Annotated in this window: 19 protein-coding genes; 12 read left to right on the forward strand and 7 right to left on the reverse strand. The window is 73.5% G+C overall.

The genetic code is table 11. The features are described 5' to 3' along the window. Positions 1 to 153: 153 nt before the first annotated feature. From ABTZ03_RS00985 to ABTZ03_RS01000, 4 genes are all read left to right on the forward strand, one after another. Positions 154 to 1347, forward strand: coding sequence for a molybdopterin-dependent oxidoreductase (locus ABTZ03_RS00985; RefSeq protein WP_350510704.1), 1194 nt, complete (start codon positions 154 to 156; stop codon positions 1345 to 1347). Next, complete coding sequence (locus ABTZ03_RS00990) at positions 1344 to 1760, forward strand: hypothetical protein (RefSeq protein ID WP_350510705.1); 417 nt, start codon at positions 1344 to 1346, stop codon at positions 1758 to 1760. Before ABTZ03_RS00985 ends, ABTZ03_RS00990 begins: the two co-directional genes overlap by 4 nt. 144 nt (positions 1761 to 1904) lie before the next feature. After that, positions 1905 to 2705: an aldolase gene (locus ABTZ03_RS00995; RefSeq protein WP_350510706.1), complete on the forward strand. Its 801-nt coding sequence runs from the start codon at positions 1905 to 1907 to the stop codon at positions 2703 to 2705. 1 nt (position 2706) lies between these two features. Further along, complete coding sequence (locus ABTZ03_RS01000) at positions 2707 to 3606, forward strand: dihydrodipicolinate synthase family protein (protein ID WP_350510707.1); 900 nt, start codon at positions 2707 to 2709, stop codon at positions 3604 to 3606. 6 nt (positions 3607 to 3612) lie between these two features. Here the strand turns inward: ABTZ03_RS01000 and ABTZ03_RS01005 are convergent, their stop codons facing one another. Beyond that, on the reverse strand, positions 3613 to 4188 hold the full coding sequence (locus tag ABTZ03_RS01005; RefSeq protein ID WP_350510708.1) for a helix-turn-helix domain-containing protein: 576 nt from the start codon (positions 4186 to 4188) through the stop codon (positions 3613 to 3615). Positions 4189 to 4320: 132 nt separating this feature from the next. Beyond that, positions 4321 to 5811 (reverse strand): UbiD family decarboxylase, encoded by a 1491-nt coding sequence (locus ABTZ03_RS01010; RefSeq protein ID WP_350510709.1) that lies wholly within the window; start codon positions 5809 to 5811, stop codon positions 4321 to 4323. A gap of 130 nt (positions 5812 to 5941) precedes the next feature. Between ABTZ03_RS01010 and ABTZ03_RS01015 the strand changes: the two genes are divergently transcribed. Further along, positions 5942 to 6868, forward strand: coding sequence for a helix-turn-helix transcriptional regulator (locus tag ABTZ03_RS01015; protein WP_350510710.1), 927 nt, complete (start codon positions 5942 to 5944; stop codon positions 6866 to 6868). A 102-nt stretch (positions 6869 to 6970) separates the two neighbouring features. Next, a complete protein-coding gene (locus tag ABTZ03_RS01020) occupies positions 6971 to 7261 on the forward strand; it encodes a YciI family protein (RefSeq protein ID WP_350510711.1) in 291 nt (96 codons plus the stop codon). 5 nt (positions 7262 to 7266) lie between these two features. Here the strand turns inward: ABTZ03_RS01020 and ABTZ03_RS01025 are convergent, their stop codons facing one another. Both ABTZ03_RS01025 and ABTZ03_RS01030 read right to left on the reverse strand, forming a co-directional pair. Then, positions 7267 to 9960 (reverse strand): NACHT domain-containing protein, encoded by a 2694-nt coding sequence (locus ABTZ03_RS01025; protein ID WP_350510712.1) that lies wholly within the window; start codon positions 9958 to 9960, stop codon positions 7267 to 7269. A gap of 48 nt (positions 9961 to 10008) precedes the next feature. Continuing rightward, complete coding sequence (locus ABTZ03_RS01030) at positions 10009 to 11085, reverse strand: helix-turn-helix domain-containing protein (RefSeq protein ID WP_350510713.1); 1077 nt, start codon at positions 11083 to 11085, stop codon at positions 10009 to 10011. Positions 11086 to 11237: 152 nt separating this feature from the next. Between ABTZ03_RS01030 and ABTZ03_RS01035 the strand changes: the two genes are divergently transcribed. After that, positions 11238 to 11786, forward strand: coding sequence for a hypothetical protein (locus ABTZ03_RS01035; RefSeq protein WP_350510714.1), 549 nt, complete (start codon positions 11238 to 11240; stop codon positions 11784 to 11786). Between the two features lie 88 nt (positions 11787 to 11874). Here ABTZ03_RS01035 and ABTZ03_RS01040 read toward each other — a convergent pair whose 3' ends face one another. Further along, positions 11875 to 12870, reverse strand: coding sequence for a serine hydrolase (locus tag ABTZ03_RS01040; RefSeq protein ID WP_350510715.1), 996 nt, complete (start codon positions 12868 to 12870; stop codon positions 11875 to 11877). Between the two features lie 370 nt (positions 12871 to 13240). Here ABTZ03_RS01040 and ABTZ03_RS01045 point away from each other — a divergent pair, with 370 nt between their 5' ends. The 4 genes from ABTZ03_RS01045 to ABTZ03_RS01060 are packed head-to-tail and all read left to right on the forward strand — an operon-like array spanning position 13241 to position 19165. Then, entirely contained in the window at positions 13241 to 15160 is a 1920-nt protein-coding gene (locus tag ABTZ03_RS01045; protein WP_350510716.1) for an ABC transporter substrate-binding protein, read from the forward strand. Positions 15161 to 15203: 43 nt separating this feature from the next. Continuing rightward, a complete protein-coding gene (locus ABTZ03_RS01050) occupies positions 15204 to 16148 on the forward strand; it encodes an ABC transporter permease (RefSeq protein WP_350510717.1) in 945 nt (314 codons plus the stop codon). Then, positions 16148 to 17098, forward strand: coding sequence for an ABC transporter permease (locus ABTZ03_RS01055; protein ID WP_350510718.1), 951 nt, complete (start codon positions 16148 to 16150; stop codon positions 17096 to 17098). The genes ABTZ03_RS01050 and ABTZ03_RS01055 overlap by 1 nt, the downstream gene beginning before the upstream one ends. Positions 17099 to 17119: 21 nt before the next feature. Next, positions 17120 to 19165 carry an ABC transporter ATP-binding protein gene (locus ABTZ03_RS01060; protein WP_350510719.1) on the forward strand — a complete coding sequence of 682 codons (2046 nt, stop codon included), beginning with the start codon at positions 17120 to 17122 and terminating at the stop codon, positions 19163 to 19165. Between the two features lie 71 nt (positions 19166 to 19236). On the opposite strand, the gene ABTZ03_RS01065 is transcribed toward ABTZ03_RS01060, so the two are convergent. Further along, a complete protein-coding gene (locus tag ABTZ03_RS01065) occupies positions 19237 to 20625 on the reverse strand; it encodes a hypothetical protein (protein WP_350510720.1) in 1389 nt (462 codons plus the stop codon). A gap of 352 nt (positions 20626 to 20977) precedes the next feature. Between ABTZ03_RS01065 and ABTZ03_RS01070 the strand changes: the two genes are divergently transcribed. Further along, positions 20978 to 21802, forward strand: a complete 825-nt coding sequence (locus ABTZ03_RS01070; protein WP_350510721.1) for an alpha/beta hydrolase family protein — start codon at positions 20978 to 20980, stop codon at positions 21800 to 21802. Between the two features lie 46 nt (positions 21803 to 21848). Here the strand turns inward: ABTZ03_RS01070 and ABTZ03_RS01075 are convergent, their stop codons facing one another. Next, complete coding sequence (locus ABTZ03_RS01075) at positions 21849 to 22538, reverse strand: isochorismatase family protein (protein WP_350510722.1); 690 nt, start codon at positions 22536 to 22538, stop codon at positions 21849 to 21851. Positions 22539 to 22611: the final 73 nt, after the last annotated feature.

The following is a 22611-nucleotide window of genomic DNA, read 5'->3' on the forward strand; positions in this document are numbered from 1 at the left end:
TGTTCGATGCGCTGCTGGTAAGCGAGTTGACTGACCATCAGCACAATCAAGCCAGGCAGGATGACGATCCATCAGGCCGGCCGGCCCCGCCGTTCGCAATCCGTAAGGACGCCGCAGCGCCTCCCGAGGCCCCCCGGGCGCTTCGATGGACGGGTGGATTCCAAGCCCCCCGGCGCACCACGCCGCCTCGACCGCCGCCTCGACCGCCCGCTCCCCGCCCCACCCGCGTTCCTACGGCGCGGCCCGTTCCGCGAGGGCGCGTTCACCTCCGCCCTGCACGAGCCGCGCACCGCCGTCGTGCTCGGGCGGTGGCTCGGGGCCGCACTGCTGCTCTGCTTCGTCGCCGGCCTGACCAGCCATCTGCTCCAGGACCCGCCGCACTGGCCGACCGGGTGGCTACCCTCCCGCCCGGTGAACGGCTACCGGGTCACCCAGGGTCTCCACGTGATCAGCGGGATCGCCGCGATCCCGCTGGCCGGGGCGAAGTTGTGGACGGTCTACCCCCGGCTGTTCGAATGGCCGCCCGCCCGCAGCGTCCTGCACGCCCTCGAACGCCTCGGCATCGCCGTCCTGGTGGCCTCCGTCCTGCTGGAACTGACCACCGGCCTCCTCAACACCCTTCAGTGGTACCCCTGGCCGTTCCCCTTCCGCCAGACCCACTTCTGGCTGGCCTGGCCGGCGGTCGGCGGCCTGCTGATCCATCTGGCCGTCAAGGCCCCGCTGATCGCCCGGCACTGGCGCGGACGGCGACAGGCCCAACTGACGGGCCGGCGGGGCTTCCTGCTCTCCGTGGGCGCGGCGGTCGGCGTCGTCACCCTCGCCACCGCCGGGCAGAGCGTGCCGTGGTTGCGGCCGCTGAACCTCCTCGCCCCGCGCCGCCCCGGCGACGGTCCGGACGGCCTTCCGGTCAACCGCACGGCCGCCCAGGCCGGAACGGTCACCGTCCCCCCGGACTGGAAGCTGCTGGTCGACGGCCCCCGGCCCTACCGCCTGAGCCTCGCCGAGTTGCGCGAACTCCCGCAGCACGATGCAGAGTTGCCGATCGCCTGCGTGGAGGGCTGGAGCGTGAGCGCCCGGTGGGCCGGGGTGCGGATGGTCGACCTGCTGGCCCGGGCCGGCGCCCCCGCCGGCTCCGCCGTACGGGTCACCTCGCTCGAAGCCGCGGGCCCGTACCGGGTGATGGAGATGCCCGCCCCCTACGCGGAGGACCCGCTCACCCTGCTGGCCCTGCGGGTGGACGGCACGGAACTCACGGCGGACCACGGCTTCCCGGCGCGGATCATCGCGCCGAACCGGCCCGGGGTGCTGCAGACCAAGTGGGTCACCCGGATCGAGGTGCTCGGATGACGGCCTGGCTCCGGGGTGCCGCACTGGCGGCCGGGTTGGCGGTGACCGGCTTCGGCCTGTCCGGCCTGCTCGACGACTCCTTCATCAGCGAGCCCGCCGGCGTGCTCCGGTGGGCGGTCGGCGCGCTGGTCCTGCACGACGGCCTGTGGCTGCCGCTGGTGTGCCTGGCCGGTTCGCTCCTGGCCGCCGCGGGCCTGGCCCGGGCTCCGGTGCTGCGCGGGTGGCTGGTCGTCGCCGCGGCGCTGACCGCCGTCGGGCTGCCGGCCGTCGCCCGGGCCGGCCACGACTCCGGCAATCCGACCCTGCTGCCGCTGCCGTACCTGCGCAACTGGCTGCTGCTGCTCGCCGGCACGGCCGCACTCGCGGTGCTGGTCGCGCTCGCCCGGCGGTGGCGCCCGGCCGCCCGCGACTGAGCCCTTGCCTTCGGTGCGCCATGGACGCAGGACACCATGTGTCCTAAAGTGAACCGTGTGTTCTTCCGGGCGCGGCGCACCCCCAGCGGGTCCGCCACGCCCGGCCGCACGCAACACCCAGAGTCACCGAGGAGAACCACGGCCATGACCGACACCTTCGAGGCCGACAAGTCCGAACTGGTGGGCCTCGCCCACCACCGGATGCTGACCGCGATACCCGACAACGGCTGGACGGTGCGCCAGAAGCTCGCACTGACCTGCCGCATCCTGTTCGACGCCGGGCACGACTCCGGCCTCGCCGGGCAGATCACCGCCCGCGCCGAACGCCCCGGCACCTACTACACCCAGCGGCTGGGCCTCGGCTTCGACGAGATCACCGAGGACAACCTCCTCCTCGTCGACGAGGACCTCACCGTCCTGGAGGGCGACGGGATGGCCAACCCGGCCAACCGGTTCCACAGTTGGGTCTACCGCGCCCGGCCCGACGTCAACTGCATCATCCACACCCACCCGCTGCACATCTCCGCGCTGTCCATGCTGGAGACCCCGCTCGTGGTCTCGCACATGGACATGTGCCCGCTGTACGACGACTGCGCGTTCCTGGAGACCTGGCCCGGCATCCCGGTCGGCAACGAGGAGGGCGAGATCATCTCCGCCGCCCTCGGCGACAAGCGCGCCCTGCTGCTCGCCCACCACGGCCAGCTCGTCGCCACCGGGACGGTCGAGGAGGCGTGCACGCTCGCCCTGCTCTTCGAACGGGCCGCGAAGCTCCAGCTGCTGGCGAGCGCCGCCGGGACGATCCAGGAGATCCCCGAACTGCTCGCCCAGGAGGCCCACGACTGGATCTCCACCCCCAAGCGCGGCCAGGCGAACTTCGCCTACTACGCCCGCCGCGCCCTGCGCGCCGGCCACCATGACGCCCTCACCACCGGGGATGACTGCTGACATGACGACCCACCCGACCACCGTGCTCGAAGGGATCATCGCCTACCCGGTGACCCCGTTCTCGCAGACCGACGGCAGCCTCGACCTCGACCGACTGACCACGCTCATCGACCGGTTGATCGTCGACGGCTGCCACGCCGTGGCCCCGCTCGGCTCCACCGGCGAGAGCACCTACCTCGACGACGCCGAGTGGTACGCCGTCGCCGAGGCCTCCGTCGCCGCCGTCGCCGGTCGCGTCCCGACCGTCGTCGGCATCGCCGACCTCACCACCCGCAGCGCCGTCCGCCGCGCCCGGTTCGCCGAACAGGCCGGCGCCGACGTGGTGATGGTCCTGCCGCTCTCCTACTGGCGGCTCGACGAAGCCGAGGTCGTCCGGCACTACACCGCCGTCGCCGACGCGATCGGCATCCCGGTGATGATCTACAACAACCCGGCGACCGCCGGAATCGACCTCCCGCCGGAGCTGATCCACCGGCTGGTCCGGGAGGTCGAGAACATCACCATGGTCAAGGAGAGCAGCGGCGACCTCCAGCGGATGCACCGGCTCACCCAACTCTCCGACGGCGCACTGCCCTTCTACAACGGCTCCAATCCGCTCGCCCTGGCCGCCTTCGCGGCCGGTGCGGCCGGCTGGTGCACGGCCGCACCCTGCCTGATCCCGGAACTCACCCTGGAGCTGCACCGGGCGGTGCGCGCCGGCGACCTGGACGGCGCCCGCGAGGTGTTCCACCGCCAGCTGCCCGTCCTGCAGTTCCTGCTGCGCGGCGGACTGCCGAGGACGGTCAAGGCGGGCCTGGCCCTACGCGGCCTGGACGTCGGCGTGCCCCGCGAACCGCTGCTGCCCCTGGACCCCGAGCGCACCGCCCAGTTGGCCCGGCTGCTGGCCGACAGCGCAGGCTGACGCCCGTCAGGGCAGACTGGGGACCCGCCCCCCGGAGCCGGCCTCGTCGTCGTGGATGACCACCAGGACATGGGCCGGCTCCGGGCCGGTGCTCCGACAGCGGTGCGGCAGCGCGGAGTTGAAGTACACGCTGTCACCCGACCCCAGTTCGACGGTCCGCTCGGGGAACTCCAGCTCCACGGTGCCCGCGTGGACGAAGAAGAACTCCTCCCCCGCATGGGACTTGAAGGGGGAGCTGGTGGCGTCGGTCGGCGGGTACATCATGAACGGCACCATCCGCTTGCCGCTGAGCCCGGTCGCGATGCCCTCGTAGTGCGGCGCGCCGGGCCCGCCGCCGCCCGCGATCGGGGTTCGCTCACGGGCCCGGACCACGGTGACCAGCTCCGGCTCCACCTCCTCCGCGAAGAGCCGCCCGACGTCGACCTTCAGGGCATGGGCCAGCTTGATCGCGGTCGAGATCGACGGGTCGCTGAGGCCCCGCTCAACCTTGGAGAGGTAACTCTTGGTGACGCCGACCTGCTCGGCCAGCGCGTCCAGGCTCAGCCGGTTCTGCTGTCTCAGCACCCGCAACCTGCTGCCCATGCGCCACCCCTCACCTGCGGAACCGTCCGGTCCATTATCCCACCCGCCACCGGACGGCCCCGCCCGGGCACCGCCCGGCGCACGGCACCGACCACCTCACGGCACCGCGCCGCTCACGGCAGCGCCCGGCGCTCAGTAGCCGTAGCGGGACCAGTTCGCCAGCACGTGCCGCTGGAGCTCCTCCGGGTAGGAGCCGCGGAAGGACGCGGTCGTGCCCCGGAACCCCTCCGGGAGGAGGCAGTTGGTGATCGACTTGCCGCCGGTACCGGTACGGGCCTCCTCCGGGGTGAGGTAGGGGACCATCGGGATGCCGGGCGCGTCCGGGAAGACGTGCTCGCCGGTGCCGGGGCGGCAGCGGGTGGCGAGGGCCCAGACCACCTGGCGGATGTCGGTGACGTCGATGTCGTCGTCGACCAGGATCACCTTGGGCACCAGCCAGCCGACGTGGGACGGGAACAGCACCTCGGCGACGGCGTCGACCAGTCGGCGGTCCGTCCAGCCGGGCACGCCGCGCCGGGACCGGTCGATCGCCAGGACTATCCAGCAGGTGGCCGCCTCGTAGGAGCACCACGCGAGGTCGACCGGCAGGCCGGCGGTGCGCAGCAGGTCGAGGGCCGAGGCGGAGATCATCGTGCCCCAGACGGTGTGGTTCTCCTCCGGGGGCAGCCCGGCCACGCAGACCGGCAGGACCGGGTCGTCGCGCCAGCTGACCGCCTCGACGTGGAAGACCGGCTGCGGCCTGCCCTCGGGGAACGCGTAGCCGTGGTACTCCCCCATCGGGCCCTCGGGGGCGGTCTCGTCGCGGCTGAGGTACCCCTCCAGCACGATCTCGGCGTACGCGGGCACGTGCAGACCGTTGGCCAGGGCGCGGACCACCTCGACCGGCCGGCCGGTGAGGGCGCCGACGTAGCCGTCCTCGCTCACCCCGTCCGGCAGCGGCATCGCCGCCGCGGCCAGCGCGGCGGGCGGAGCGCCGAGGACCATGGCCCAGGGGGTGTGCTCGCCGCGCTCCCGCCACATCCGGTGGATCATGCCGATGTGCTGCTGCGGCATCGCCGGTCCGACCAGGGTGGTGCGGTCCCGCAGCATGGTCCGGGCCACCGACCAGCTGGTCCACTCCCCGTCCGGGCTCCGGACGACGTGGAAGCCGTACGTGCCCAGGTAGCGTCCGCCGTCCTCCTGGTGCAGCAGGGGGACGGGGAGGCGCTCCAGGTCGACGGCCTCGCCGGTCACGACGTTCTGCCGGCACGGGCCGGTCGGCACCACCACCGGGGGGACGGGCTCCGCGTGCATGGCGCGGATCAGGTGCTCCAGGAGGTCGCGCGGGCTCGCGGTGCGCGGCAGGCCGAAGTGGGCGGCGATCCGGCCGTACCGCTGCCCGGGCAGGGCGCTGAGTCCGGCGGGCGCACCGAGGATCCGGAAGCCGGGGGCGGCGCCGGTCAGCGAGCCGAACAGCGGTGCGGGGGCGTGGGTTTCGTACACCCGGCGGGTGACCGCGCCGACTTCGAGGTGCGGGTCGACGGTGCGCTCTATCGCCACCGCGTCGCCTGCGGCGAGGAGTTCGGCGAGGAAGGCGCGGAAGTCGAGGGCGGGGGCGGTGGTCGGGTACTCGTACCGGGGCATTGGCGTCGCATCCTTGCTGTCGTCGGGAAGGAGGGGACGAGGGGTCGGAGCGCTCACGCTAGGGGCGGAAAGCGGCCGCGCCATGGATAAACTCGGTCGCCCTCTGTGCAGAAACGGACAAGCTGTGGACGTGGCCGATCTCCCCTTCCCGACCACCCCGGGCGGGCCGCCGGGCGTGGAGGTCACCGACCTCCCCGGGTGGGCCGACCGCCTCCGCGCCCTCGGCATCGCCCGCGACGCGCCGGTCCGCCCGGCCTTCCACCTGCTGGTCACGGTGGTCGAGGGGCGACTGCCGTGCGCCGTGGACCTGACGGAGTGCACGGTCGACGCCGGGCAGTGGCTCTGGGTCCGCCCCGGCCAGATCCTCCGGCTCCGCGAACCCCACGACCCGGCGGACACCGGGGCGACCGGCACCGCCGTCCTGTTCCAACCCGGCTTCCTGGACCGGGACACCGTCACCGCCGCGCACCTGGACCGCCGGGCCTGGCGGCTGCCGCTCGCCCCCGCCCCGGAGGCCGAGCCGCCGGTCACCCGGACCCTGGCCCTGCTGGCGGACGAGTACCACCGGCTGCGCGGACTGCCGCTGGAGGTGCACGTCGAGGTGGTGCGCCACCTGCTCGCCGTCCTGGTGCTGCGCCTGTCCCACCTCCCCGGCGGGGACCGGCGCAGCACCGCCGGCGACGAGACCTTCCACCGCTTCCGGGCCGCGGTGGAACGGGACTTCGGCCACACCCACCGGGTCGAGCAGTACGCGGCCCGGCTCGGCTACAGCGTGCGCACCCTGACCCGGGCCGCCAACGCGGCCGTCGGGCGCAGCGCCAAGGGCGTCATCGACGACCGGCTGGTCACCGAGGCCAAGCGGCTGCTGCTGCACACCGACCTGACCGCCCACGCGGTCGGCGACCGCCTCGGCTTCGGCTCCGCGCCGGTGTTCACCCGCTTCTTCCGGCACCGCACCGGCGAGACCCCGACGGGCTTCCGCACCCGCGCCCGCGGCGACGGCACCATCCAGCCCGGCGACCGACTCGGCACCGGCACCGCGCGGACCACCTCCTGAGCCGCCGACCCGACCCACCACCGCCCGGGGCCGGAGCCTGGCAGAGTGGAGGGACGATCCACTCCCCCGATCGACCACCGAACGAGGAGCACGGCGGACACCATGGCCTACTACGCGGTCGAGTACGTCTTCACCCCCGACAAGCGCCACCTGCCCGTGCGGCCCGCGCACCGCGCGTTCCTGACGGAGCTCCAGGTGGCGGGCAGCCTGGTCCTCTCCGGGCCGTTCACCAGCGACACCGGAGGACTGCTGGTCTTCCGGGCGGACGACGAGGCCGAGTTGCGGCGGCTCCTCGACCGCGATCCGTACCACGAGGCCGCGGTGCTCGGCGGGGTCCGGATCGAGGAGTGGTCCCCGGTGCTCGGGTACCTCGCGGAGCACCTCAAGGACTGACGGGGTCACGGACCGGGCGGCCGCCAGCGCCCGCCGGAGAGCTGCTCCAGCGCCTCCACGAGGTCCGGGGGCAGAGCGCGGAAGACGGTCATCGGCTGCACCAGGTACCACCCGTCCCGCCCCCGGAAGCGCTCCGGCGGGACGGGTGCACCCGGCCGCAACCGGACGTGGATGCCGTGGGCCCGGGTGTCCCGACCGCGCAGGTGCACCGGACGGAGGGCCGCCTCGGCCACGTCGGACCACTCGTAGCGGCAGCGGAACCGGCCCTGCCCGGCGGCGATGAAGGTGTCGGTGATGTGCAGTTCGAGGCGCCGCCGGCGCAGCAGGCTGATCAGCATCACCAGCAGGCCGAGGGCGGGCAGCCCGAGCAGCGGCTTCCAGGAGTCCGCCTGGTCCCAGGCGCCGCTCACCGTGATCCGGACCAGGTGCAGGCCGAGCAGGGCGCCGATCGGGGCCCAGTGCGCGAGCATGACCGTCCGGATCCGGCCGCTGAGCAGGTACGAGCCCGGCTCCCGACGCACGGTGATTCCGCGCCAGGCCGAGGCCGGGCGCAGGGAGACGCCGGCGAGCGGACCGGTCGCGACCGTCGCCGGACCGGGCACGACCGGACCGTTCGGAGTCGCCCGGGGAGCGGGGACCACCGGGCCCACCGGGGCCCCCTGGGCGACGGCACCACCCGGACCGGCAACGGCCCGGCCGGCCAGGTGCTGCTGCAGCCGCAGGTTGCGGAAGCGGTACGTCCCGGCGGTCCGCTGCAGCAGGCCGGCCCGGTGGGCGTCCCGCAGGAAGGTCATCAGCGGCCAGGGCAGCCGGCCGGCCAGCGCCAGCGAGCACCGCGCCAGCAGCCACCGGCTCCACGGGCTGAGCAGCAGGAAGGTCGCGGCGGCCCCGCACCAGGTCGCCGCCGCGTGGATCCAGTCCACCTGGTGGGAGCCGTAGCGCTGGGCCACCGACCAGTCGACCAGCCCGGCTCCCACGGCGAGCAGCGGCGCGAGGACGAGCAGCGTGACCAGGACCGAGGTCCGCTCCGAGCGCAGCAGCGCGTCGGGGGTGGCGGCGTCCACGGTGTCCGAGGGGGCCGCCAGCACGATCGTCAGATAGCCGGACAGCAGCACCGCCGCCATCAGGGCGATGCCCTCCGTCCCCGGTTCCAGCAGCTGCCACAGTCCCAGGGCGAGGACCACCGGCGGCCCGCCGATCACCACGGTGAGCCGCCAGGCCCGGCCCAGCCGCCCGTTGCGGCCGGCCGAGCGGAGCGCCCCGGCGAAGCGCAGCGGATCGACCCGCCGCCGGGGCGTCGCCGTGGCGTCGTCCCCGAACCACACCTGCCCGGCCGTCCGGGACACCCCCGCGAGGGCCACGCCGAGGCCCAGGGAGCTGCCGTAGCCGAACGGGTTCCTGGAGCCCTCGACGGCTCCCAGCACCTGGTCGAACAGCACCGACAGGACGATCCCCACCGCGATCAGCGCGGGCCCCGTCAGCGCCCGCGGCAGCGGCGCGCCGAACAGCCGCCACCAGGCCAGCTCGGCGGTCTGCTGGCGGTTCATCAGCCGGGCGAGGAAGGACAGCCAGACCCGCGCCCGCCGCGGTTCCCACTGCCGGGGCGGGTGCAGCCGGTCGGGCGAGGGCGGCAGCGGCGGGAAGGAGGCGGGCACGATCCGGTCGAGCAGGTGCTGTTCCACCTGCCAGGCGTTCGCGAAGCGCCCGCGGTCCAGCAGTTCCCCCGGCTCCGCCGGCGCCCGCTCGTACCCGCGCCGCAGCAGCCACACCATCAGCGGCGTCGACAGCGCCCGGCTCACCGGGCTGTCCGGCGCGGAGCGGAGTTCCTCCAGCAACGGCGCCCACTGCGCGGCGCGCGAGGGCTGCCGGACGCGGCGCAGGTAGGAGGCGACGTCGGTGGGGTCGAGCGGCAGCGCCTCGATCGCCGAGTCCACCCGGAGCACGTCCTGCTGGGTGGCCACCAGTTCGCGGTAGGGCTCGGTCCGGCAGATCAGCACCACCCCGCCCTCGCCGCCCAGTTGGTGGCCGAGCGCGCGGAGCACGGCGATCCGGCGGTGCCCGGGCAGTTCGTCGAGGCTGTCCAGGACGGGCAGCAGCCGGCGCTCGCTCACCAGCCGGCGGGCCGGGTGGAGCCCGTCCACCCGTGGCAGACCGGGGTGCTCCTCGGTGACCCGGCCGATCAGCCAGTCATGGAAGTTGACCCGCTCGGCGTCCCAGGACTCCAGCGACAGCAGCACGGGCACCGGGACGTCCTCGCCCCGGGTGAGCCGACGGGCGAGCAGCTCCAGGGTGAGCAGCACGGCGAGGGTCGTCTTGCCCGCGCCGGCCCCGCCGAGGATCAGCAGCCGGCGGTGGTCGAGCCCCAGCAGGGCCCCGGCCATCGTGTCGACCCGGTCGCCGCGCCCGCGCAGCTCGGTCCCCGGCGCGAGCGCGGTGCGGCTGTGCACCCAGCGGACGGCCAGCGGTTCGGGGTCGGCCATCTCCCAGGCGTCGGCCTCGGCCCGCCACTGGTGCAGCAGGCTGCGGGCGAGCCGCTCCTCGGCACGGCCGAGCGGCGTGTCCGCCGCCTCCGTCCGGGGCGGCACGGTGAGGTGCAGGTCGCCGTTGAGCACACCGATCTGCACCAGGTAGTGGACCGTGCTGTCGGTGACCACGTTACGGATGTGGGTGGCCCCGTGGCCGCGCTCGTGCTCCGTCAACTCCCCCGCTCCGCCCCTGTGTCGACCGCTTGCCGCGCGGCCTCTTTTCTACCAGTTCCGGTCCGCGTTATCCGACTGACCGTCAGTTTTCGTTCGCGCTCCTCCCACCAGGGCGGAGGCGCGCCCCGGACGCGGCGCGGAGGTGCGCGCCGCGGCGGCGAGCAGCCGGTGCCCGAGCGGGGTGCAACTGTGCCGCACCGCCCGGCCGGCCCGCACGGTGCTGACCAGCCCGGCCCGCCGCAGCGCCCGGGCGTGCTCGGAGGCGCTGGCCGCCGAGATGCCGAGCTCACGGGCGAGTTGGCTGGTGGTCGGTTCGCGCAGCGTCAGCCGCAGGACCGCCGAGCGGGTCCGCCCGAGCAGGGCGGCCACCGGCTCGTCCGGGTCCGCCCCCGGCGCGGGCGCCTCCTCGAACAGCTGGGGCAACGGGGTGAGCGCCGGGTAGACCAGCAGCAGCGATCCGTCCGGCAGCGGGGCGCACAGCGGCTCCCCGGTCCACTGCGCGGAGGGCAGCAGCAGGACGCCGCCGCCCTCCAGCCGGAAGTCCAACTCCCGTTCCACCGCGATCTCCAGGGTGCTGCCGCGCCATCGGCTGCCCGGGTGGAGGCCGGCCAGCATCCCGCGCAGCCCCTGCTCGCGCTGCACCTGTCCGCGCCAGGCGAGGTCGGTGTCGAAGCCGGTGCGCAGCCGCGGCCAGACCGCGTCGATCAGCGCCGCGTGGGAGGCGCGCAGGCTGGCCTCCAGGTACTGCCAGGCCTGCCGGTCCTGATTGGCCAGGCCGCGCATCAACGGGGTGACGGGCAGCCCGTTGCGGCAGATCCGACCGAGTTCGCTGCGCACCAGGGTGTCCGCCGACGACCGCACCAGCTCCAGCCCGTGCTCCAGGTCGGCGCTGAGCGGATCGAGGAAGAACGGGCCCGCGCCGGTCGCCGGGACCAGCTCGGTCAGCGGCGCGACGGACCGCGCGGCCATCGTCCCGAGCAGCCGCTGCCGCCGGGCGAACGCCGGGTCCGTACCGGGCCGTTGCAGCATGGCGACGGCCAGTTCGACCTCCAGCAGCGGCGCCGGACCGTCCGCGAACCGGGTGCCGAGCAGGTCCTCGGCCGTGAAGTGGATCCGCAGCACCATGCTCCGCACCTCCCGGCGTTCCCGGGCTTTCGGCCCAGACCGAAAACGTCGCGCCGGTGCCGCCGCGGTCCGACGATAACCGGTGCGCGGCCGCGGCGGCAGTGGGCCACCGGTCGGCCGTCCGGTCCCGCCCCGACGCCCAGGAGGCCTCCATGCGCATGCCGTCGCCCCTCGCCCGTTCCGCCGTCCTCGCCCGTTCCGCCGCCCTCGTCGCGGTCCTGGCCACGGTCGTCCTGCTGCCGGCCGCCCCTGCCGCACACGCCGACGACGACGGCTGGCAGCCGTACCACGGCCAGGACTACGACGCGCCCGCCGGCACGGTCTGCCCGTTCCACCTGTACATCACCGACCTGCTCGACCAGGAGGAGACCAAGACGGTCGCCCGGCACCCCGACGGCTCGCCCGCGACGGTCCTCTGGCGCGGCCCGCTGACCCTGCGCTACACCAATCTGGACACCGGTGCCCAGGTCGACCGCGACCAGAGCGGCCGGGCCACCGAGTACCGGCTGACGGACGGCAGCACGCTGTGGGACGTCCCGAAGTCCTCGCACATCTCCGCGAAGATCCACCCCGGCAACCCCTACCACCCGGTCGGGGACTACGTGTTCAGCGGCGGCGCGGTCCTGCTGGTGCACCCGGACCAGCAGGTCGAGGTGCTGGCCCAGCACCGGGTGGAGAACATGTGCCGGACCCTCGCCTGAGCGACCGGCCACCGGGGTCCGCCCGCCACAGGGGTGCGGGCGGCCCTCGGTGACCGGTCGGCCAGGGGGACGGGGGACGAAAGAACGATCACCCCCCGTTCAGCGAGCCGGCGGCCGCCTGGGCCACCGACTGCACCAGGGCGATGCCGTCGGACTCGTCGGCGTTGCCGTCCGAGACCACCGCGATCAGCAGCTGGTGCCCGTCGTGCTCGACCGTCCCGATGCTGTTGATCACCCACAGGCCGTCCGCGTCGCGCGGCAGCCAGCCGTCCTTGACCGCGGACGTGCCGCCGGTCGCCGCCGCGCTCACCCCCCAGCGCTGGTCGCTCTCCACCTGGCCCAGCAACTGCTGGAGGTAGCCGCGCGAGGCCGGGGAGAGGATCGAGTCGCCGGTGAACACCTGGCGCAGCAGCTGCGCCTGGTCGGCGGCGGTCGTGGTGGTCAGGCCCCAGTAGCCGTCCGTGCCGCCCGTGGTGGCGGTCAGTCCGAAGCGCCGGTCCGCGGCGTTCAGACCGGCGTCCTGGCCGATCGCGTTCCACAGGGCCGTCGCCGAGTCGTTGTCGCTGTTCTCGATCATGGCGGTGGCGAGGTCCTGCTGCGCGGCGGTCAGCGCGCTGCCGCTGTCCTGGGACTGGAGCAGCAGGGTGGCCAGGATGTCGACCTTGACGATGCTGGCGGTGGCGAACGCGTGGCCGGGCGCGCCGTAGTCGAGCGACTGCCCGGTCGTCAGGTCGGTGACCGACACCGAGAGGGCGCCACCCGCCCGGGCGGCCGCCGTGCGCAGCGCCTCGTCGGCGACGGGGGCGGGGGCGGGGGCGGGCGTGGGAGTCGGCGTGGGCGTGGGCGTGGGAGTCGGTGTCGGCACAGGAGCCGCGGTAGGTGTCGGCACAGGAGCCGCCGTGGACGCCGCCGGGGTCGGCACGGCGGGCCCCGGCGCCGGGACGGCGGCGGCCACGACGGACATCCGCGGCCGGCTGGGAGCCGCGCCGGAATGCCCGTGCAGCACCCCGGTGATGATCCCCGCGGCCGCGAGGACGCCGACGGGTGCCAGCAGCCCCGTCCGGAGGACGCTTCGCTTCGTCATGTCCACCGACGCTAGGGAACGCGGCTTTGAACGGGCTGAGAACCGGATGGGGGTTTCCTCACACCCGCTCCGCCCCTCCGGCCCCGTCCGAGGTCAGGAGCCTTCAGCCGTCTCAAGATCCGTTCCTTGAAAAAAACTTGACGAACCGTGAGCGACTGTACTCTTCTCTCCGCCCGAGAAATCGGTGTAACTGTTAGCACCCGACGGGGCCCGGCCGGCAACGCGCGGCCGAGGCCCGGACACACCGGCGCCTTCCCACGTCGGGAGAGCCACCCCATGCCCGAACGCGGCACCACCGTGCCCGCTTTCGGTGAACCGTCGGATCGCGCAAGGAACGTACTCACTGGTACTCGCGTGAGGTGAGAGGGGCATGCCCAGGATGACGAAGCCCGTAAGAGCACGCAGACTCGCCCGGCCCGTGGCACTGGTCACGCTGCTGGCGGCCGCCACGGCCTGCACCGGCGGAAGCAGCGGCGGCGGCGCGAACGGCAGCAGCCCCGGCCCGACCGGGGCGCCGGTCCAGGGCGGGGTGGTGCGGGTCGCGGAGCCGCCCTCCACCTTCCCGGACGCCATCTGGCCGTTCGACACCGCGGCCCAGGTCAGCACGGTGAACACCAGCCAGTTCCAGGACCTGTTCTACCGCCCGCTGTACTACTGGGGCCTGAACGACAAGGTCACCCTGGACCAGGACGTCTCCGTCGGGGAGATGCCCACCTGGAGCCCGGACGGGACGACCGTCACCATCCAGGTCAAGCCGTGGAAGTGGTCCAACGGCGAGGACGTCACCGCCCAGGACGTGCTGTTCTGGATCAACATGGCCAAGGCCGAGACCTCCAACAGCGGCTACTACACCCCGCCGAACCCGGCGATCGGCGCCAAGTACTTCCCGGACAACGTGGCGTCGGCCACCGCCTCCGGCCAGACCCTGACGCTGACCCTCAACACCCCGGTCAACCAGAGCTGGTTCACCGACGACGAGCTCAGCCAGATCACCCCGATGCCGCTCGCCTGGGACGTCACCGGCGCGGGCCAGAAGGGCAGTTGCGCGAGCGACGCGTTCGGCTCGGACGCCGCCGCGAAGGACTGCGCGGCCGACTACACCTACCTCAACGCCCAGTCGACCAAGGGCGGCGACTTCGCAGGCAGCCCGCTGTGGGCGGTGGTCGACGGCCCGTGGAAGCTGAAGAGCTACAACGGAACCTCCGGCGCGTACTCGATCGTGCCGAACGCCACCTACTCGGGACCGCAGAAGCCCCACCTCGACGAGGTGGACTTCGTCCCCTACACCTCGGACACCACCGAGTACGCGGACCTGAAGGCCGGCAGCGGCGGCACCAACGCCATCGACGTCGGCTACCTGCCGGCCGAGGACTCCCCGGTCTTCAACGCCAAGAACCCGGACGCCGGCAACCCGCTGAGCTCCGCGGGCTACTACATCCCGGCCCCGACCTACCTGGACGAGATCTCGTACTACCAGATCAACTTCGCCAACCCGGACGTGGGCCCGCTGTTCAAGCAGCCGTACTTCACCAAGGCGGTCCAGGAGACCGTGGACCAGCAGGGCATCATCAACGGCGTCTGGAAGGGCTGGGCCTACCCGAGCACCGGCGCCGTGCCCACCCAGCCGGCCGGCAACCCGCTCTCCCCCAAGAGCCAGTCCGAGCGCGCCGTCTACGACCCGGCGGCCGCCAAACAGCTGCTGAAGAGCCACGGTTGGAACACCGACAGCACCCCGGCCACCTGCGCCAACCCGGGCACCGGCCCGGACCAGTGCGGGGCCGGCATCGCGGCGGGCACCAAGGCCGCGTTCACCATGGACTACCCCTCCGGCCAGGCCGCGCTGGACACCATGGCGGCGGACATGCGCTCGGACGCGGCCAAGGCCGGCATCGGCATCACCGCGGTCAGCAAGACCCAGAACACCATCGGCAACGAGGGCGTGGCCTGCACCCCCGCCCAGCCGGCCGGCTGCCAGTGGCAGGCGCTGCTCTACGGCGGCTGGGTCTTCGCGCCCGACTACTACCCGACCGGTGACGCGCTGTTCGCGACCGGGGCCGGGCCGAACGTCTGGAGCTTCTCCGACCCGAAGCTGGACCAGCTGATCGTGAAGACCACCACCGGCAGCGACGTCAAGGACATGTACGCCTACGAGGACTACATCGCGGGCGTGCAGCCGGTGATCTACACCCCCAACACCCTCACGGTCAGCGAGGTCACCAAGAAGCTGCACGTCGACCCCGGTGACCCGTTCCAGGGCTACGAGCCGGAGTACTGGTACCTGACGAAATGACGGCCATCCCCGAGCGCACCGCGGCCCCCTCCGGGGGGCCGCGGTGACCACCTACCTGATCCGTCGACTGTTCCAGGCCCTCGTGACGGTGCTGCTGGTCACGGTCATCTCCTTCGGCCTGATGCAGCTGATGCCGGGCGGCCCGGTCCGGGCGATCCTCGGCTCCCACGCCACCCCGGCCAACATCGCCCACCTCACCCACCAGATGGGCCTGGACCGCCCCGTCTACGTGCAGTACTGGACCTGGCTGGACGGCCTGCTCCACGGCGACCTGGGCTTCGACTACATCCAGCAGCGCCCGATCTCCGACCTGCTGTTCAACGCCCTCGGCGCCTCCGCCTACATCGTCGGCGCCTCGCTGCTGCTGGCGCTGCTGATCTCGGTGCCGGCGGGCCTGCTCCAGGCCACCCGGCGCAACAGCGGGCTGGACCACGCCTTCACGGTGTTCTCCTTCGTCGCCTACGGCGTGCCGACCTTCTTCCTCGGCTTCCTGATCCAGCAGTGGTTCGAGGACGACCTGCGGTGGGTGTCGGTGCAGAACCAGGTGGCCACCTTCGGCGAGGCGCTGACCCACCCGCAGGCCGTCTGCCTGCCGATCCTCACCCTGACCATCACCACCGTGGCCGGCTACAGCCGCTACATGCGCTCCGGGGTGCTGGACCAGATCACCCAGGACTACGTGCGGTCCGCCCAGGCCAAGGGCGCCTCCCGGCGCCGCACCCTGTACGGCCACGTGCTGCGCAACGCCCTGATCCCGATGGTCACCCTGGTCGGCCTCTCGATGCCCGCGCTGGTCGGCGGCGCGCTGATCGTCGAGTACGTCTTCAACATCCAGGGCATCGGCCTGCTGACCACCCGGGCCGCCCTGCAGAGCGACTACGGCATCACGCTGGCCGCCACCCTGCTCACCGCGGTGACCACCGTGGTCGGTTCACTGCTGGCCGACCTCGGCTACGCCGTGCTGGACCCACGAGTGAGGTTCACCTGATGGCCACCGCACCCGACACCACGCCCGGCCCGCCCTCCGACGCCTCGGCCGGCACGCCCCCGGGCCGCACCGCCGCCCCGGGCGGGGAACCGGCCGGGCGGCCGCGCTCGATGTTCCGCCGCGGCGCCGAGGTCTTCGCCGAGAACCGGCTCGCCCTGGTCTCCGTCGGCGTCCTGGTCGCGATCACCGCGTTCTGCTTCCTGGGCCCGCTGTTCTACCACTCCGACACCTCGGTGGTGGACCTCTCCGCCGTCACCCTGCCCCCGGGCGCCGGGCATCCGCTCGGCACGGACAACGACGGGCTCGACGAGCTCGGCAAGGTGATGGCCGGCGGCCAGACCAGTCTGGAGATCGGCCTCGCCGCCGGGCTGATCGCCGCCGTCATCGGCGCGCTGTACGGCGCCGTCGCGGGCTACCTGGGCGGCTGGCTCGACGCGTTGATGATGCGGGTGATCGACTCCTTCATGTCCTTCCCGCTGATCTTCCTGCTGATCTACCTCAGCAGCGTCTACGGCAAGAGCAAGACCATGCTGATCCTGGAGGTCGGTCTGACCTCCTGGTTCGGCATCACCCGCCTGGTCCGCGGCGAGGCCCTGGCGATCAAGGTCCGCGACTACGTCGCCGCGTCCCGGATGATGGGCGCGGGCGGGCGGCGGATCGTGCTGAAGCACATCCTGCCCAACACCATCGGGACCACGATCGTCAACACCACGTTCTCGATCGCCGACGCGGTCTTCGCCCTGTCCACGCTCAGCTACATCGGCCTGGGCCTCCAGGCGCCCGACAACGACCTGGGCGGCATGCTCGACGTCGGCACCAACTACGCGGGCCAGGGCTTCTGGTGGATGATCTATCCGCCCGCCGCCGTGATCATCCTGATCATCCTGTGCTTCAACGTGATCGGCGACGCCCTGCGCGACGCCTTCGAGACCCGGCTCCAGAAGCGGTGACCAAGTGACGGAGGTTCGGCAGTGGCACTCCTCGAAGTGACCGGCCTGCGCACCGAGATCCGGCTGAAGCGCTCGGTGGTGCACGCCCTGGACGGCGTCGACCTCGCGGTGGACGCGGGTGAGACCCTCGGCATCGTCGGCGAGTCGGGCTGCGGCAAGACCATGACCGCCATGTCGATCATGCAACTGCTGCCGAACGGCGGCAGCGTGGTCGGCGGCAGCGTCCGGCTCGACGGCCGGGACCTGCTCGCGCTCGGGCCGGACGGGATGGACCGGGTGCGCGGCAACGACATCGGAATGATCTTCCAGGACCCGACCACCTCGCTCAACCCGACGATGACCATCGGCCGGCAGATCTCCGAGTCCGTCCGCATCCACCGCCGGGCCTCCCGGAAGGAGGCGCACGAGCGCGCCGTCGAGGTGCTCTCGCTGGTGGGGATGCCCAGCCCGGCCCGGCGGGCGCTGGTCTACCCGCACGAACTGTCCGGCGGCATGCGCCAACGGGCCATGATCGCGATGGCCCTGGCCAACGAGCCCAAGCTGCTCATCGCCGACGAACCGACCACCGCCCTCGACGTGACCGTCCAGAAGCAGATCCTCGAACTCATCGACCACCTCAAGGAACAGCTCGGCATGGCCGTCATCCTGGTCACCCACGACCTCGGCGTGATCGCCGGACGGGCCGACCGGATCGCCGTCATGTACGCCGGGAAGGTCGTCGAGACCACCGGCACCGAGGAGCTCTACAGCAGCCCCCGGCACCCGTACACCGAGGCGCTGTTCGACTCCCTGCCGGAACGTTTCGCCCAGTCCGGCGAACGGCTCTACTCGATCCCCGGCCTGCCGCCGGACCTCACCGCTCCCCCGCCCGGCTGCCGGTTCGCCTCCCGCTGCCGCTACGCCACGGAGCTGTGCCACACCCAGGAGCCGCCGCTCGCCGGGGAGAGCCCGGACCACCGCTACGCCTGCCACTTCCCGGTCGACGGCGCGGGGAGCGGGACCGCCGGCCACCCGGTCGCCGTGGCACTGCTGAAGGACGCGGCGGAGCCGGCGGTGGCCGACGCGGCGCCCGCCGAGCCGCTGTTGCGCGTGGACGACCTGGTCAAGGAGTACGCGGTGACCAGCGGCCTGGTCCTGCGCCGGACGGTGGGCGCGGTCAGCGCCGTGGCCGGCCTCTCGCTGACCGTCCGCCGGGGGGAGACCCTCGGCCTGGTCGGCGAGTCCGGCTGCGGCAAGACCACCGTCGGCAAACTCATCGTCGGCCTGGAGCGGCCCACCAGCGGCAGCCTGGTGTTCGACGGCCGGGACCTCACCCTGGTACCCCGGGCCGAGCGGCGCCGACTGCGCCGCGACGTCCAGTTGATGTTCCAGGACTCCTACGCGGCCATGAACCCCCGGATGCCGGTCCAGTCGATCATGCGCGAACCCCTGGACATCCACCGGGTCGACGGCCAGGCCGACCGGGACCGGCGGATCCGGGAGATCTTCGACCTGGTCGGCCTGCCGCTCAGCGCGCTGGAGCGCTACCCGCACGAGTTCTCCGGCGGCCAGCGCCAACGCATCGGCCTGGCCCGCGCGTTGACGCTGAGCCCGCGACTGATCGTCGCCGACGAACCCGTCTCGGCACTGGACGTGTCGATCCAGTCGCAGGTGCTCAACCTGATGCGCGACCTCCAGGGCGAGCTCGGGCTGTCCTACCTGTTCATCTCGCACGACCTGTCGGTGGTCCGCTACCTCTCCGACCGGATCGGCGTGATGTACCTGGGCAAGCTGGTGGAGATCGGGCCGGCGCCGTCGGTGTACGCCCGGCCGGTGCACCACTACACCCGCGGCCTGCTGGACACCGTCCCGGTGGCCGACCCGGTGGTGGAGCGGGCCAAGAGCAGCCGGGGCGTCGCCGGGGAGCTGCCGTCGGCGATCGACCCGCCGTCCGGCTGCCGCTTCCGCACCCGCTGCCCGGCGGCGCAGCAGATCTGCGCGGAGGCCGAGCCGCCGCTCACCGCCTTCGGGCCGGACGACCACCTGGCCGCCTGCCACTTCCCGCTGCGGGCCGCGCCGGGAAGCTGACTCCGGGCCGGGAAGCTGACCCCGGGCCACCGGCCGCCGACCGTCGCGGCGGCCGGTGGCGCGGGCCGGGCTCAGCGCCGGAACAGGCCGCGCCGCTTCGGCTTCGCCGGCGGCGCGGGCGGCGGGTCGAGCAGGGCCACCACGGCCTGGAGGAAGGGACGCGCCTCCGCGGTCATGCCCATCCGGTGCATCCGGCGTCGGCCGGCCGTCTCCCACTCGCCCAGCACCGCTCCGCGCTCGCCGGTGATCGGGTCCACCGCGTACTCCAGGGTGAAGGCCCGCTGCGCGGAGCCGTCGCCCGGCCAGGCCAGTACGACCGCGAAGGCCTCCGGCACCGCCCGGGGCGCCGGGAGCGCGACCATGAGCAGCCGGTGCCCCCGGGCCTGGACGAAGTCGGCCTGGACGAACCCGCCTTGGAGGCCGTCCGGCGCCAGCCGCTGGTCCGCGGGCAGCGTCGCGCCGAACTCCTCCCAGAGCCGCACCAGTTCGGCGCCGATCCGCTCCCCCGGTACCGACCCCAGGTGGGTGAGCGAGGGCAGCACCCGGTGCGCGAAGCCGTAGTGGTGCGGGCGCTTCCCGGACACCTCCCCGCCCCCGTCGGCCAGCCGGGTGACCGCGGCGATCACCGCGTCGGCGTTCAGCAGTTCCAGCAGTCCGCCCTCCGCCACCGCGGTGAGCGGGGTCAACTCGCCGTCCCGCCACCAGTAGCTGTGCGGGGACAGCGGCGCGCCGGAGGCCTCGTACTCCCGGACCGCCGTCTCGATCAAGTCCTGGAACACCTCCGGCACCCGGACGTCGAAGGGCGCGAACAGCAGGCAGAACGGCGTGGGGAAGGCCACCACCGCGCCGTCCGGCGGCAGTTCCCGGCCGGTCAGCTCCCGGTGGACGGCGTCCAGGGCGAGCACCCGGCTCCCGGTCAGCGCCGAATTCCCGGTGACCACATGGAGGTTGCCGCCCTGCCCGGCCGGCCGGACCTGGTGCTGCTCGACCGGCAGCCGGGCGAGCCGGGCCCGCGCGTCCCGGCGCAGCGACGGCACGTCCCCGAGTTCGGCGACGGCGGCGGCGGTCAGCACCTGCCAGCCGAGCGGCGACTCCAGCGCGAGGAACTCCAGGATCCCGGGCGCGACTTCGAGCGCGTGCGGGTGCTGTGCGGGGTCGGCCAGGTCGGCGGCGGCCAGCAGCAGCGGATGGAGCCGGGCGGCCTCCTCCTCCGGCGAGCCGGGGTCGTCCGCGGCCCGGCCCTGGACGGCGGCGACCAGGTCGAGGACATGGCTGCGGACCAGCAGCCCCAGCGGGACGTCCGACCGCCGTGCCACCAGTTCCAGCAGACCGCCGAGCCCGTAGTCGCGCCCGTGGGCGTCCCGGGCGACGTCCCCGTGCAGGGTCACCTCGGTCCCCGCCTCCGCGAACGCCGTCCGTACCAGCACGGCCAGTTCCGGTTCCAGCTCGTGACGTCCCATCGTCCCCTCCCGGTTCACGGTTCGCCCCCGCCCTCACGGGACGTCACCGGCCCCCGCCCGGTCGCCCCGCGCGGGACACTACCCGCCCCGGGGCCCCTGGCGCGCGGGGCTTCCCGGCGGTCGGGGGCTGCCGGCGGGCGGCCTCGCGCGTCTCGTCCGGGCCGCGATCGAGCGGGCCCGTGAGTCCGCCAACCAGCCCGGCTGAGGCGGTGGTTGGCGTGACTGTGCGGAACATCACGGGTGCCGGGCCGTTCGGACCGGGCAGGGTCACGTTCGTGCACCACCGGCACCCGCGCCTCCCGGACACCGCGAACATCACGGACTTCACGGACTTCACGGACGGACCGACCCGATGACGACGACGGACAAGGCACCGCCGCAGGCCTTCCCGCCGCAGACCTACCCGCCGGAACTGGCCCGGCTGACCGACAGCCCGCCGGGATCCTTCGAGCTCGCCCGGTACGGCTCCGCGCCGGAGCAGTACGGCGAGTACTGGCCCGGCGGCGACGGCGCGGCAGCGGTGCTGCTGCACGGCGGCTACTGGCGGGCCCGCTACCGCCTCGACCTGATGCACCTGCTCGCGGCCGACCTCCAGGCCCGCGGCTACGCGGTCTGGAACGTCGAGTACCGGCGCACCGGCCTGCCCGGCGGCGGCTGGCCGGGCACCTTCGAGGACGTCGCCACCGCACTGGACGCCCTCCCCGGCCTCGACGGCGGGGCGGTCGACCCCGCCCGGGTCGCCCTGATCGGCCACTCGGCCGGGGGCCAACTCGCCCTCTGGGCAGCCGCGCTGTCCCGGACCGTCCGGCCGGCGGCGGTGGTGTCGCTGGCCGGCGTCTGCGATCTCGGCCTGGCCGCACGGCTGGGCCTGAGCAACGGGGCGGTGGCCGAACTGCTCGGCGGCGGGCCGACCGAACGCCCGGAGGTGTACCGGCGGGCCGACCCGATGGCCCTGCTCCCGCTCGGCGTACCGCAGTTGATCGTGCACGGCAGCGCCGACCCGCACGTGCCCCCGGAACTCAGCCGCCGCTACGCCGACGCCGCCGGACCGGAGGCCCTCCTGCTGGAACTCCCCGGCGCCGACCACTTCGACGTCATCGACCCCGCCACCCCCGCCTGGGCCCGGACGGCCCGGGAGTTGGCACGCCTGCTGCCCGCCGCCGCCACACCGGCGTGAGGCGGCCGCCGGACGGCAAGCGGCAGGACGACAGGCGACAGGCGCCTCAACGGAGTTCGGCGGCTCGGACCGCGGTGCGCAGCGAGGCGGCGAAGGCGGCGGCGTCGGTCTCGGCGCCGAAGTGGTGGATCACGTGCTCGCGGACGTGCTCCTGCTGGCCCCGGGTGAAGGCCGCGCAGGCGTCGTGGACGACATGGGCGGTGTAGCCGCGGTCATGGGCCTCGCGCAGGGTGGACTCGACGCACACGTGGGTGGCGAAGCCGGCCAGGTAGAGGTCGGTGACGCCGAGCCGGCGCAGGATCAGGTCGAAGTCGGAGGAGCCGGCGAAGGCGCTCGCCCCGGCCCGGCCGCGCACGACCGGTTCGCCGGGCGCGGGCCGGAACGCCTCGGCGAACTCGACGCCGGCGCTGCCCTCGATCCAGGTACCGGCCTTCGGGATAGCCGCGCGCAGGCCGAGCCGCGCCGGGGTCCAGCTCGCCAGCTCGGGCGCACCGGGGGTGAGCACCAGCGGCACGTGCACGACGGGGACGCCGTGCGCGCGGGCGGCGGCCAGCGCGGCGGCCGCGCCGCGGACGGCGGTGTCGAGCAGGCCACGGTCCTCGACGAGGTGGTTGAGGCGGCCGTGCTCGGGGTCGAGCCACTCGCGCTGGAACTCGATCAGGACGAGAGCGGCGTCGGGACGTGCGGCGTCGGGGTGTGCAGCGTCGGGGCGTGCAGCGTCGGGGCGTGCGGACATGACCGGCATGGTCGGCTCCCTGCGGTTCACGGAAGGATTTCCAACTGACGAGTTGGACACTAGCCGGAAGCGG

The sequence above is a fragment of the Kitasatospora sp. NPDC096077 genome (genome assembly GCF_040303245.1).
Classification (GTDB): domain Bacteria; phylum Actinomycetota; class Actinomycetes; order Streptomycetales; family Streptomycetaceae; genus Kitasatospora.